General features: G+C 51.4%; 13 protein-coding genes. 2 read left to right on the top strand and 11 right to left on the bottom strand.

The window, feature by feature from the left end; translation table 11 throughout:
• The 10 genes from recO to rseD form a co-directional block, all read right to left on the bottom strand.
• Positions 1 to 729 carry a DNA repair protein RecO gene (gene recO, locus FQ015_RS04930; RefSeq protein WP_160523782.1) on the bottom strand — a complete coding sequence of 243 codons (729 nt, stop codon included), beginning with the start codon at positions 727 to 729 and terminating at the stop codon, positions 1 to 3.
• Positions 730 to 740: 11 nt separating this feature from the next.
• On the bottom strand, positions 741 to 1646 hold the full coding sequence (gene era, locus FQ015_RS04925) for a GTPase Era (RefSeq protein ID WP_000063883.1): 906 nt from the start codon (positions 1644 to 1646) through the stop codon (positions 741 to 743).
• The gene (rnc, locus tag FQ015_RS04920; protein ID WP_001068343.1) at positions 1643 to 2323 is read right to left on the bottom strand and encodes a ribonuclease III; all 681 of its coding nucleotides are present in this window, start codon (positions 2321 to 2323) and stop codon (positions 1643 to 1645) included. Before rnc ends, era begins: the two co-directional genes overlap by 4 nt.
• 272 nt (positions 2324 to 2595) lie before the next feature.
• Positions 2596 to 3570: a signal peptidase I gene (lepB, locus tag FQ015_RS04915; protein WP_000002542.1), complete on the bottom strand. Its 975-nt coding sequence runs from the start codon at positions 3568 to 3570 to the stop codon at positions 2596 to 2598.
• 15 nt (positions 3571 to 3585) lie between these two features.
• Positions 3586 to 5385 carry a translation elongation factor 4 gene (gene lepA, locus FQ015_RS04910; protein ID WP_000790168.1) on the bottom strand — a complete coding sequence of 600 codons (1800 nt, stop codon included), beginning with the start codon at positions 5383 to 5385 and terminating at the stop codon, positions 3586 to 3588.
• 197 nt (positions 5386 to 5582) lie between these two features.
• Positions 5583 to 6062 (bottom strand): SoxR-reducing system protein RseC, encoded by a 480-nt coding sequence (rseC, locus tag FQ015_RS04905; protein WP_000589077.1) that lies wholly within the window; start codon positions 6060 to 6062, stop codon positions 5583 to 5585.
• Positions 6059 to 7015: a sigma-E factor regulatory protein RseB gene (gene rseB / locus FQ015_RS04900; protein ID WP_000812053.1), complete on the bottom strand. Its 957-nt coding sequence runs from the start codon at positions 7013 to 7015 to the stop codon at positions 6059 to 6061. The genes rseC and rseB overlap by 4 nt, the downstream gene beginning before the upstream one ends.
• Positions 7015 to 7665 carry an anti-sigma-E factor RseA gene (gene rseA, locus FQ015_RS04895; protein WP_001168459.1) on the bottom strand — a complete coding sequence of 217 codons (651 nt, stop codon included), beginning with the start codon at positions 7663 to 7665 and terminating at the stop codon, positions 7015 to 7017. The genes rseB and rseA overlap by 1 nt, the downstream gene beginning before the upstream one ends.
• A gap of 32 nt (positions 7666 to 7697) precedes the next feature.
• Positions 7698 to 8273 carry an RNA polymerase sigma factor RpoE gene (gene rpoE / locus FQ015_RS04890; protein ID WP_001295364.1) on the bottom strand — a complete coding sequence of 192 codons (576 nt, stop codon included), beginning with the start codon at positions 8271 to 8273 and terminating at the stop codon, positions 7698 to 7700.
• Positions 8270 to 8425 carry a rpoE leader peptide RseD gene (gene rseD, locus FQ015_RS04885; RefSeq protein ID WP_001303621.1) on the bottom strand — a complete coding sequence of 52 codons (156 nt, stop codon included), beginning with the start codon at positions 8423 to 8425 and terminating at the stop codon, positions 8270 to 8272. Before rseD ends, rpoE begins: the two co-directional genes overlap by 4 nt.
• Before the next feature lie 255 nt (positions 8426 to 8680).
• On the opposite strand from rseD, the gene nadB reads away from it, so the two are divergent.
• Positions 8681 to 10303, top strand: a complete 1623-nt coding sequence (gene nadB, locus FQ015_RS04880; protein ID WP_001094513.1) for an L-aspartate oxidase — start codon at positions 8681 to 8683, stop codon at positions 10301 to 10303.
• Here the strand turns inward: nadB and trmN are convergent.
• A complete protein-coding gene (trmN, locus tag FQ015_RS04875) occupies positions 10288 to 11025 on the bottom strand; it encodes a tRNA(1)(Val) (adenine(37)-N(6))-methyltransferase TrmN (RefSeq protein WP_001353022.1) in 738 nt (245 codons plus the stop codon). The genes nadB and trmN overlap by 16 nt on opposite strands.
• 131 nt (positions 11026 to 11156) lie before the next feature.
• On the opposite strand from trmN, the gene srmB reads away from it, so the two are divergent.
• Positions 11157 to 12491 (top strand): ATP-dependent RNA helicase SrmB, encoded by a 1335-nt coding sequence (srmB, locus tag FQ015_RS04870; protein WP_000219193.1) that lies wholly within the window; start codon positions 11157 to 11159, stop codon positions 12489 to 12491.
• The last annotated feature ends 116 nt before the right edge of the window (positions 12492 to 12607 follow it).

Here is a 12607-nt window from a genome sequence, read left to right as displayed (position 1 = left end):
TCATTCATAATGTGTTTTCACCGTTCGCTTAGGCATAAACTGCCGGAACAGTTCCCTGCTCTTTAATGGTTTACCGCCAAGATACGGCTTAAGCGCCATGCGGGTAAAGCGTTTCGCGGCGCGTAGTGTGTCTGAGTCAGGAAATTCCCGCGCGTTTAACGCTTTTAACTGCCTTCCAGTGAACGTTTTATTGTCGATAACGACGCTTGCGATAAACCCTTTTTCTTCGCGATAACGATACGTCATGGTGTCATCTACCGGCTCGCCGCTACCCGCACAATGGGTAAAATTGACGCCATAACCCAGATGACCGAGCAGTGCCAGTTCAAAGCGGCGCAGCGCGGGTTCTGGCGTACCAGTGGCACCTGCAAGAGACTGAATGCAGTGCAAGTAATCGAAAAAGAGTTCAGAGAAGCGCGTCTCGTATTCCAGCACGCGGGAGAGAAGTTCGTTAATGTACAAACCACTGTAAAGGGTGATACCGCTTAATGGCAGCGCCAGCGAGACAGCTTCAGCACTGCGCAGCGTTTTGACTTCGCCACGCCCGCCAAAACGTAGCAAGAGAGGGGTGAAAGGCTGTAATGCACCTTTCAGAGTAGAGCGTTTAGAGCGTGCGCCTTTGGCAACCAGACGCACGCGACCCGATTCCTCCGTGAAGACGTCCAGCATCAGGCTGGTTTCGCTCCACGGGCGACTATGCAGGACAAATGCGCGCTGCCAGCCTTCCATCGGAGTAACTCTTAAAGATCGTCAACGTAACCGAGACTGCGCAGTGCGCGTTCGTCGTCGGCCCAGCCAGATTTCACTTTTACCCACAGTTCAAGGTGGACAGGCGCTTCGAACATTTCCTGCATGTCTTTACGCGCTTCAATTCCGATGGTTTTAATCTTGGCCCCTTTGTTGCCAATCACCATCTTCTTCTGCCCCTCACGCTCAACGAGAATCAAACCGTTGATGTCATAACCACCGCGTTCGTTAGAGACAAAACGTTCGATCTCCACGGTCACGGAATATGGCAGTTCAGCACCGAGGAAACGCATCAGTTTTTCGCGGATGATTTCAGACGCCATAAAACGCTGCGAGCGATCGGTGATGTAATCTTCCGGGAAGTGATGGGTCGCTTCAGGCAGATGCTTACGCACAATTGCCGCGATAGTGTCGACATTCAGCCCGGTTTCGGCAGAGATCGGCACGATATCGAGGAAGTTCATCTGGCTTGCCAGGAACTGTAAATGCGGCAGCAGATCGGCTTTTTCCTGCACGTTATCCACTTTGTTCACCGCGAGGATTACCGGCGCTTTGCCATCGCGCAGTTTGTTGAGCACCATTTCATCGTCCGGCGTCCAGCGGGTGCCTTCAACGACAAAAATCACCAGTTCAACGTCGCCAATGGAACTGCTCGCCGCTTTGTTCATCAGGCGGTTAATGGCGCGTTTTTCTTCCATATGCAGGCCTGGGGTATCGACGTAGATCGCCTGATACGCGCCTTCAGTATGGATCCCCACAATGCGGTGACGAGTTGTCTGCGCCTTGCGGGAGGTGATGGAGATTTTCTGCCCCAACAATTTATTCAACAATGTGGATTTGCCAACGTTCGGACGTCCGACGATAGCAATAAATCCGCAGTAACTTTTATCGTTGCTCATTCCAGCTCCAGTTTTTTCAACGCCTGTTCGGCGGCAGCCTGCTCAGCCTTACGACGGCTTGAACCTGTGCCAACCACCGGTTCACTCAGGCCGCTGACCTGGCAGTGGATAGTAAATTCCTGATCGTGCGCTTCGCCACGTACCTGAACTACCAGATAAGTCGGCAGCGGCAGATGGCGACCCTGCAAATATTCTTGCAAGCGCGTTTTCGGATCTTTTTGTTTATCGCCTGGGCTAATTTCGTCCAGACGGGTTTGATACCAGTTAAGGATTAATTTCTCGACGGTTTGAATGTCACTGTCGAGGAATACGCCACCAATTAATGCTTCGACGGTGTCGGCGAGAATTGACTCACGACGAAATCCACCGCTTTTAAGTTCACCTGGCCCTAAACGTAAGCACTCACCTAACTCAAATTCGCGCGCCAGTTCAGCCAACGTATTGCCACGGACCAGCGTGGCGCGCATCCGGCTCATATCGCCTTCATCCACGCGAGGGAAACGGTGATAAAGCGCATTGGCGATAACGTAGCTCAGAATAGAGTCGCCTAAAAATTCTAAACGCTCGTTATGTTTGCTGCTGGCACTACGATGGGTTAATGCCTGCTGCAACAGTTCCTGATGATTAAAAGTGTAGCCCAGCTTCCTTTGAAGCCGATTAATTACGATGGGGTTCATGCGATACCAATAAATAAATGCGTCAACAATTCAGCACACGAAACAGACCTGATATACATGGCTCTACTAACTGCTTCGCTGCAGTTTCAGTTTACCGGTATATGGGGACCAACGCTGTTTCGTGTGCCGTGGCAACCTGGAGGTGCCAACCTTAAACTTCGGGGGAATATTCTATACACAACGACGGGGGATGTCGTTAGCCACGGGAGATTTATCTCATAAATAATTCACGTTGTCGCCATAACGGCGACAACGTGAACGAAGATAAGCTATTAATGGATGCCGCCAATACGACTTAAGCGCACACCAGTCGGCCATTCGCCTTCTTGCTTATCGAAACTCATCCAGATAGCCGTTGCCCGACCTACCAGATTCGCTTCCGGCACAAAGCCCCAGTAACGGCTGTCCGCGCTGTTGTCACGGTTGTCACCCATCATGAAGTATTGGCCCGGTGGAACAATCCAGGTTGCCAGTTGTTGCCCTGGCTGCTGGTAATACATCCCCACCTGATCCTGCGCAATCGGCACTGTCAAAATACGGTGCGTCACATCACCCAGAGTCTCTTTACGCTCGGAAAGACGAATTCCATTTTCTTTGGTTTCGTTTTTCGGCACTTCAAAGAATCCGCTGGTTGCTTCCCCACCATTACGGCGCGAGAAGGTCTGAACGAAATCGCTGGGTTCCACGTTTGAGTAGGTGACCGGCAGCGCGTTTTCACACGCCTGACCGGAACTGCATCCCGGCTGAATCGTCAGCTCTTTTGAAACCGGATCGTAAGTGACTTTATCGCCCGGTAAACCCACCGCACGCTTGATGTAATCAAGCTTTGGATCTTCCGGGTATTTAAAGACCACGATATCGCCACGTTTCGGATGACCGGTTTCGATCAGCGTTTTCTGGTAGATAGGATCTTTAATGCCGTAAGCAAACTTTTCTACCAGAATAAAGTCACCGATTAACAGAGTCGGCATCATCGAACCTGACGGGATCTGGAACGGTTCATAAATAAACGAACGCACAATCAATACGATAGCCAGCACCGGAAAAACAGAAGCACCGGTTTCCAGCCAGCCAGGCTTCGGCGCAACTTTCTTCAGCGTTGCTTTATCCAGTGAGTCACCGGCAGCCGCCTGCGCCGCTGCCTGACGTTCCCGCCGTTTAGGTGCGAAAAAGAATTTATCCACGCACCATAAAATGCCCGTCACCAGTGTGGCAATCACCAGAATCAGGGCAAACATATTCGCCATGCCAACTCCTAAGGGTTATTTGTTGTCTTTGCCGACGTGCAGAATGGCGAGGAACGCTTCCTGCGGCAGCTCGACGTTACCGATCTGCTTCATGCGTTTCTTACCTTCTTTCTGCTTCTGCAGCAGCTTTTTCTTACGGCTGATATCGCCGCCATAACATTTAGCCAGTACGTTTTTACGCAGCTGTTTCACGGTGGAGCGCGCAATGATGTGCGTACCAATCGCAGCCTGAATGGCGATATCAAACTGCTGGCGTGGGATCAGATCTTTCATCTTTTCCACCAGCTCGCGACCACGGTTTTGCGAATTATCACGGTGGGTGATCAGCGCCAGCGCATCAACACGTTCACCGTTGATTAATACGTCTACACGTACCATGTCGGACGCCTGGAAGCGTTTGAAGTTGTAATCCAGAGACGCATAACCACGCGAGGTAGATTTCAGGCGATCGAAGAAGTCGAGCACCACTTCAGCCATCGGGATCTCGTAGGTCAACGCTACCTGGTTACCGTGGTAAACCATGTTGGTTTGTACGCCACGTTTTTCTACGCACAGCGTAATAACGTTACCGAGATATGCCTGCGGCAATAGCATGTGACACTCTGCAATCGGCTCGCGCAGTTCGTAGATGTTATTTACCGCTGGCAGCTTCGATGGGCTGTCGACGTAAATAACTTCTCTTGACGTAGTTTCAACTTCATACACTACGGTCGGCGCAGTGGTGATCAGATCCAGATCGTATTCACGTTCCAGACGTTCCTGAATGATCTCCATGTGCAGCAGGCCGAGGAAGCCGCAGCGGAAACCAAAGCCCAACGCGCTGGAGCTTTCCGGCTCATAGAACAGTGAGGCATCATTCAGGCTGAGTTTGCCCAGCGCGTCACGGAAGGCTTCATAGTCGTCAGAGCTTACCGGGAACAAGCCTGCGTAAACCTGCGGTTTGACTTTCTTAAAGCCAGGCAGCGCCTTTTCTGCCGGATTACGCGCCAGTGTTAAGGTATCGCCTACCGGTGCACCGTGGATGTCTTTGATCGCACATACCAACCAGCCAACTTCACCGCATTTCAGTTCAGTGCGGTCAACCTGCTTCGGCGTGAAAATCCCCAGACGGTCGGCGTTATAGGTCTGCCCGGTACTCATGACTTTCACTTTGTCGCCCTTACGCAGGGTGCCGTTTTTAATACGGATAAGTGAAACAACGCCCAGGTAGTTGTCGAACCAGGAGTCGATAATTAGCGCCTGTAACGGGCCTTCCGGATCGCCTTCCGGCGGCGGAATATCGCGCACCAGACGTTCGAGAACGTCCTGCACACCAACGCCGGTTTTCGCTGAGCAGCGCACTGCGTCGGTGGCGTCGATACCAACGATATCTTCAATTTCTTCTGCTACGCGTTCAGGATCAGCTGCCGGCAGGTCAATCTTGTTCAGTACCGGCACTACTTCGAGATCCATTTCCATCGCGGTGTAGCAGTTTGCCAGGGTTTGCGCTTCTACGCCCTGCCCGGCGTCGACCACCAGCAATGCACCCTCACAGGCCGCCAGCGAACGGGAAACTTCATAGGAGAAGTCTACGTGGCCCGGGGTGTCGATAAAGTTAAGCTGATAGGTTTCGCCGTCAGACGCTTTGTAATCCAGCGTCACGCTTTGCGCTTTGATGGTAATGCCACGCTCACGCTCAAGATCCATGGAATCGAGAACCTGCGCCTCCATTTCACGGTCAGACAGGCCACCGCAGATCTGGATAATACGGTCAGACAGCGTCGATTTACCGTGGTCAATGTGAGCTATGATCGAAAAGTTACGTATATTCTTCATAAAGTATGATTATTGTGCCTTAATGCCCGGTTAACCAGGCTTTTAGAAGTCGCTGTTCTGAGCTTAACGTCTGTATTAATAGAAACGCCGCATTCTACACTACAACATTGAGGCGAGGAAATGTTCATACCGTATGGATTGTGGTATCTGGAAACGTCCTCGCATTTGTTATGCAAAATGCAACAAAGCCAGTGAAATCACTGGCTCGCGTCTTCCGAAGATGTTTCAAATCGCACAAGGCCTGGCGGCAATGCCACGCTTAAGATGATCGGTTGCCATTCCGCCCGGGCAGCAAACTTTCGCGAGTAGCCGCGTGCAATCAGGAATCCACCAACGCCGCCGAGAATCGCACCGCATAATGCTGCAAGATCTGAAGCAAAGAGTAGCTGAAATAACGAAGCGATGAGGAATAATCCCACCAACGGCGACATATAAACCAGTAATGCGGAGCTAAGCAGGCTGCCTTCGGTGATTCCTAATTCCACTTTTTGCCCCGGCACTAACGGTTCATCACAGGGTACGACAATGGTATGCGTGGTTTGTGGGCCAAGTTTATTCAGCACGCGGCTACCGCAACCGACACGAGAAGCACAGCTGCTGCATGAGGCTTTAACATCACAACTGACCAGCGCCTGCCCGTTTTGCCAGGAGACGACCGTAGCCCACTCTTTGATCATTGCGCTGCCCCGAACTTAATATTCTCGGCAATGCGTTTCGCCGTTTGCGGCGGCAGTTCGCCGACAATGGTGATTTCGGCGTTATCACGTACGCTTGTACTGACGGTTCTGCGTCCGGTGCGCAACATCTGATCGGTGCTCGATGGAGTAGCGCGGTTAACGTTTACCGAGAAGCTGAATAATCCGTCGGAATAGAGACGTGATTCGATAGGCATGTTGTCCATCGTCGGTAACGGACGTCGGCTGCTGGAAACCTCACTAAACCCCTGTGGCAACCAGGTTGGCGTCCAGCTGAATTTAGCTTTTTCACCTACAGGAACAGAAAGCAGCGGCGGCAGATTTGCTTTCGCCAGCGTCTGCATACTGCTGCTGATATCCTGATTAACGTTAAAAGCAATCACGCGAAATTGTTCCAGCGTTTCACCATCGCGATCAAGGAGATCAACCCGCATCGGTAATTTCGATTCGGTGTCCATCCACACGATGTAGCTATAGCGTGTGCCATCACGGGCCACCACGCGAATGACTTCGCAAAGACGATCAGCAATACGCGTGCGTCCCACGGAGATAAAATCGTAGTAAGGAGAAAGGCGTTTGAAATCGGTATAGATGAGCGATGGCAGAGAATCAACAATGTAATCGCCATTAAGCGTGAACGGTTCAAGGCCCGGTTCAAAGTAGCTGATTTCATTGCCGCGCTGTACCACTTCCCGGCGCGGGCCATCCATTTGCAACAATTGTGCAAGAGGACGGTTATCGAGGCGTGCATGTCGATAACGCAGAGACTCAACACCCTGTTTATTGATGCTGATGAATGACAGCTCGTAATTCAGTGACTGACTGGCCAGGTTCATCTGCTGTAATAACGCCCCGGACGCGGGAGTGGCCGAGGCGTTAGCAGAGAATAACAGGCTACCTGTCACTAATGACATGGCAAACCAAAGTTGCTTCATTACTGCGATTGCGTTCCTAAAGTTTGAATTCCTGGCACCTGTACAGCGGCTTGCTGTGTTTGGGCCTGCTCAAACTGAAGCTGTTCAGAGTGGAGTCGACGTTGCAGTTCGTAATCCTGCAACATTGCATTAATGCGACGACGCTGCTCCTGTACCTGCTGCTGTTGACCATTGTTTGCAGTCGCTTCAGAAGGTACTCCCAGGCTAACCGGGCTGGCTTTACCCATCATCGGCAGTGTATTAAATACTGGCGTTTCGGGCTGCTGGGACGTTTCAGATTGCCCATTATAGTGCTGGACGCCAACGATAACTGCAAGCGATACGCATGCTGCTACGCCCATTTGGGTAAGCTGTGCAGCCCATGGACGTACTTTCTGCCAGAATGGCATTTTCTGCCATTGATGCGGCGCAGGCTGGGCCTCTGGGATCAGTGTCGCCGGTTGACGTACTGGCTCTTCTTCAATGGCGGCCATTACGCGTGAAGAGATATCGAAATGGAGCACCTCGGGAGTATCACCCCGCATTGAGTCACGGATTAAGTGATAGCTTTCCCAGGTTTTCTGCATTTCTGGGTTATGAGCCAGTTCGTTAAGCAGCTCACTATCCAGCGTTTCGCCATCCATTAAAGCGGAAAGTTGTTCTTTCTGCATGCCTAATACCCTTATCCAGTATCCCGCTATCGTCAACGCCTGATAAGCGGTTGAACTTTGTTATCAATAGCTTCCCTCGCTCGGAAGATACGTGAACGCACCGTACCTACCGGACAATCCATGATAGCGGCTATCTCTTCATAGCTCAGGCCATCCAGCTCCCGCAAGGTTATTGCCATGCGTAAATCTTCCGGGAGGGACTCAATAGTTCGGAAAACTATCTGTCTCAGTTCTTCTGACAACATTAAGTTCTCAGGGTTCGAAATTTCTTTCAACGCGCCGCCACTTTCGAAGTTTTCAGCTTCAATGGCATCCACATCACTGGAAGGTGGACGGCGTCCCTGAGCAACCAGGTAATTTTTCGCTGTATTTACAGCAATCCGATACAGCCATGTATAAAAAGCGCTATCTCCCCGGAACGAATCCAGCGCACGATAGGCTTTAATAAAAGCTTCTTGTACCACATCGGGAACATCACCCGACGGCACATAGCGGGAAACCAGACTCGCCACTTTATGCTGATAGCGCACTACCAGTAAGTTAAAGGCTTTCTGATCTCCCTTCTGGACCCGTTCAACCAGGACCTGGTCCGTTAACTGCTCGCTCATCCGAGGTAAAGTCTCCCCAAACCAAATTTCCACGCGCTATCGAAACGCCACTCCATTAGCTGCAATTTGAGCAAGCAAAGGGTTAGAGTGTCTCGTTTTTGTAAAGTTCCGTAACGCATCTGTTTTTGTTTGTCATGCTGTAGACGGATCATTATCTATCATTATAAGTCTACAGAATCTGAACATCGCATTATCTGTGTAGAAATGCCCATTTAACTGCCTGAAGAGTAACCCAACGGCCTTTTTATTTCACCACCTAATCCTTCGCCAGCCAGTAACTTCTCGTTTTCTCGTCGCCGTGATTCGGTCTGTTTAGCCCCTGTAACAAAAATCAAAATAGCAGGTGTTTAATCGCACAACATGATGCTATGCTGACCAAACCGTGTTTAGTAAATTAAACAAAGAAAATGAATACTCTCCCTGAACATTCATGTGACGTGTTGATTATCGGTAGCGGCGCAGCCGGGCTTTCACTGGCGCTACGTCTGGCTGACCGGCATCATGTCATCGTTCTAAGTAAAGGCCCAGTAACGGAAGGTTCAACATTTTATGCCCAGGGCGGAATTGCCGCCGTGTTTGATGAAACTGACAGCATTGATTCGCATGTGGAAGACACAATGATTGCCGGTGCTGGTATTTGTGATCGCCATGCAGTTGAATTTGTCGCCAGCAATGCGCGTTCTTGTGTGCAATGGTTAATCGACCAGGGGGTGTTGTTTGATACCCACGTTCAATCGAATGGCGAAGAAAGCTACCATTTGACCCGTGAAGGTGGACATAGTCACCGACGAATTCTTCATGCTGCGGACGCCACCGGTAAAGAAGTAGAAACCACACTAGTGAGCAAGGCGCAGAACCATCCGAATATTCGCGTGCTGGAGCGCAGCAACGCGGTTGATCTGATTGTCTCTGACAAAATTGGCCTGCCGGGCACGCGACGAGTTGTAGGCGCGTGGGTATGGAACCGAAATAAAGAAACGGTTGAAACCTGCCACGCAAAAGCGGTTGTGCTGGCAACCGGCGGTGCGTCGAAGGTTTATCAGTACACCACCAATCCGGATATTTCTTCTGGCGATGGCATTGCTATGGCGTGGCGCGCGGGCTGCCGGGTCGCCAATCTCGAATTTAATCAGTTTCACCCTACCGCGCTCTATCACCCACAGGCACGAAATTTCCTGTTAACGGAAGCACTGCGCGGCGAAGGTGCTTATCTCAAGCGCCCGGATGGCACGCGTTTTATGCCCGATTTCGATGAGCGCGGCGAACTGGCCCCGCGCGATATTGTCGCCCGCGCTATTGATCATGAAATGAAACGCCTCGGTGCGGATTGTATGTATCTCGACATCAGCCATAAGCCTGCCGATTTTATTCGTCAGCATTTCCCGATGATTTATGAAAAGTTATTGGGACTGGGGATTGATCTCACGAAAGGCCCTGTGCCGATTGTGCCTGCTGCACACTATACCTGCGGTGGTGTAATGGTTGATGATCATGGGCGTACGGACGTCGAAGGTTTGTACGCCATTGGCGAAGTGAGTTATACCGGCTTACACGGCGCTAACCGCATGGCCTCAAATTCATTACTGGAGTGTCTGGTTTACGGCTGGTCGGCGGCGGAGGATATTACCAGGCGTATGCCTTATGCCCACGACGTCAGTACGTTACCGCCGTGGGATGAAAGCCGTGTTGAGAACCCTGACGAACTGGTGGTGATTCAACATAACTGGCACGAGCTACGTCTGTTTATGTGGGATTACGTCGGCATTGTGCGCACAACGAAACGTCTGGAACGCGCCCTGCGGCGGATCAATATGCTTCAGCAGGAAATAGACGAATATTACGCCCATTTCCGCGTATCAAATAATTTGCTGGAGCTGCGTAATCTGGTACAGGTTGCCGAGTTGATTGTTCGCTGTGCGATGGTGCGCAAGGAGAGCCGGGGGCTGCATTTCACGCTGGATTACCCGGAGTTGCTCACTCACTCTGGCCCATCGATCCTTTCCCCCGACAACCTTTACATAAACAAATAAAAAGCCTGGGTCAGCGCAGTGTACGCTTCGGAATAGCTCTGGTCTGGCCCACGAATCACTAAGCGATCGCTATAGCATTCTCCCGCCTGTGGGGAGAATGCCAGCAGCACCCGATGCGGCTGTCGCGTTTCGTTTTCCGCCACATCCGTCCGTAAACGTAAATGCCAGCCCATTCTTAATGCCAGTTCAGTAAAACCATTACCAATCTGCTCTGGCAACACCACGCAAAAAAATCCCTCTTCAGTAATGCACTCCGCCGCGCAGGTTAGCAACGATTGATGATCAAGCGTAGTGGTATAGCGTGCCTGTTCCCTCTGCGGCGTAGCGCACTCAACGCCCTGCTGATAATAAGGCGGGTTACTGATAATTAAATCAAAGCGTGCTGTCTGCTGTGTGATCCACTGCTGAATATCCGCCGGATAGATATTAATCCGCTCTGCCCACGGGGACTGGTTGATATTTTCCTGCGCCTGAGTCGCAGCTTCACTTTCCAGTTCAACGGCATCAATCATCACGCTGTCATCGGTTCGCTGCGCCAGCATTAATGCCAGCAACCCGCTACCCGCGCCGATATCAAGGCAACGTTTTACCCCAGCCACCGGTGCCCATGCGCCCAGCAAAATGCCATCCGTTCCCACTTTCATCGCACAGCGATCGTGAGCAACAAAAAACTGTTTAAAAGTAAATCCATTACGACGAAGCACGGATGTAGACTGTGACATGAAAATAAAACCTTGCAGGAAAAACGGCGATAGCACCGGGTGTGAACAATACCCGAGAAGCGATATCCATACAAACAGATGAAGATTGCAGCCGTAACGTCTATAATCAGCGCCCCACACAGAGGTAGAACATGACTGTAACGACTTTTTCCGAACTTGAACTCGACGAAAGCCTGCTGGAAGCCCTCCAGGATAAAGGTTTCACTCGCCCGACCGCCATTCAGGCTGCCGCCATTCCGCCTGCGCTCGATGGCCGTGATGTACTCGGTTCTGCGCCGACAGGCACCGGTAAAACGGCGGCGTATCTGCTGCCAGCGTTGCAGCACCTGCTCGATTTCCCCCGTAAGAAATCCGGTCCGCCGCGTATTTTGATCCTCACCCCGACTCGCGAACTGGCGATGCAGGTGGCCGATCATGCCCGCGAACTGGCGAAACATACGCATCTGGATATCGCCACCATCACCGGCGGCGTAGCCTATATGAACCACGCGGAAGTATTCAGCGAAAACCAGGATATCGTGGTTGCCACGACCGGACGTCTGCTGCAATACATAAAAGAAGAGAACTTCGATTGCCGCGCGGTTGAAACGCTGATCCTCGACGAAGCAGACCGTATGCTGGATATGGGTTTTGCTCAGGATATCGAACATATTGCAGGCGAAACGCGCTGGCGTAAACAGACCCTGCTCTTCTCGGCAACGCTTGAAGGCGATGCCATTCAGGATTTTGCCGAGCGTCTGCTTGAAGATCCGGTGGAAGTTTCTGCGAATCCATCCACCCGTGAGCGCAAAAAGATTCATCAGTGGTATTACCGCGCTGATGATCTTGAGCATAAAACCGCATTACTGGTGCATCTGTTAAAACAACCGGAAGCGACCCGCTCAATTGTATTTGTGCGTAAGCGTGAGCGTGTGCATGAGTTGGCAAACTGGCTGCGCGAAGCGGGCATCAACAACTGCTATCTCGAAGGTGAGATGGTACAAGGCAAGCGTAACGAAGCGATCAAGCGTCTGACCGAAGGTCGCGTTAACGTACTGGTTGCCACCGATGTTGCCGCGCGCGGTATCGACATTCCGGATGTCAGCCATGTCTTTAACTTCGATATGCCACGCAGTGGCGATACTTATTTACACCGTATCGGACGTACCGCGCGCGCCGGTCGTAAGGGAACCGCGATTTCGCTGGTTGAAGCTCATGACCATCTGCTGCTGGGCAAAGTAGGCCGCTATATTGAAGAGCCAATTAAAGCTCGCGTTATTGATGAGTTACGCCCGAAAACGCGTGCGCCAAGCGAAAAGCAGACCGGCAAGCCATCGAAGAAAGTACTGGCTAAACGTGCCGAGAAGAAAAAAGCTAAAGAGAAAGAGAAGCCGCGGGTGAAAAAACGCCATCGCGACACCAAAAATATTGGTAAGCGCCGTAAACCAAGCGGAACGGGCGTGCCACCGCAAACGACAGAAGAGTGATCTTAATTCCGGGTTTAAGCCCGGAATTAAAAGTGCTGGCAAACGCCAAACTGCCTGATGCGCTACGCTTATCAGGCCTTGTATTATCCCTCCTGTGCAGAGAAAATCGGCCAGTT

The organism is Escherichia sp. HH26CH (genome assembly GCF_009820205.1).
Taxonomy (GTDB): Bacteria; Pseudomonadota; Gammaproteobacteria; order Enterobacterales; family Enterobacteriaceae; genus Escherichia; species Escherichia coli_F.
This window is presented reverse-complemented; position numbering and strand designations above follow the sequence as displayed.

Coding starts and splice junctions, on each gene's coding strand:
- rseD (WP_001303621.1), bottom strand. CDS start 8,425: ATGATCCGTCTACAGCATGACAAACAAAAACAGATGCGTTACGGAACT.
- lepA (WP_000790168.1), bottom strand. CDS start 5,385: ATGAAGAATATACGTAACTTTTCGATCATAGCTCACATTGACCACGGT.
- era (WP_000063883.1), bottom strand. CDS start 1,646: ATGAGCAACGATAAAAGTTACTGCGGATTTATTGCTATCGTCGGACGT.
- rseB (WP_000812053.1), bottom strand. CDS start 7,015: ATGAAGCAACTTTGGTTTGCCATGTCATTAGTGACAGGTAGCCTGTTA.
- rpoE (WP_001295364.1), bottom strand. CDS start 8,273: ATGAGCGAGCAGTTAACGGACCAGGTCCTGGTTGAACGGGTCCAGAAG.
- lepB (WP_000002542.1), bottom strand. CDS start 3,570: ATGGCGAATATGTTTGCCCTGATTCTGGTGATTGCCACACTGGTGACG.
- srmB (WP_000219193.1), top strand. CDS start 11,157: ATGACTGTAACGACTTTTTCCGAACTTGAACTCGACGAAAGCCTGCTG.
- rseA (WP_001168459.1), bottom strand. CDS start 7,665: ATGCAGAAAGAACAACTTTCCGCTTTAATGGATGGCGAAACGCTGGAT.
- rseC (WP_000589077.1), bottom strand. CDS start 6,062: ATGATCAAAGAGTGGGCTACGGTCGTCTCCTGGCAAAACGGGCAGGCG.
- rnc (WP_001068343.1), bottom strand. CDS start 2,323: ATGAACCCCATCGTAATTAATCGGCTTCAAAGGAAGCTGGGCTACACT.
- nadB (WP_001094513.1), top strand. CDS start 8,681: ATGAATACTCTCCCTGAACATTCATGTGACGTGTTGATTATCGGTAGC.
- trmN (WP_001353022.1), bottom strand. CDS start 11,025: ATGTCACAGTCTACATCCGTGCTTCGTCGTAATGGATTTACTTTTAAA.
- recO (WP_160523782.1), bottom strand. CDS start 729: ATGGAAGGCTGGCAGCGCGCATTTGTCCTGCATAGTCGCCCGTGGAGC.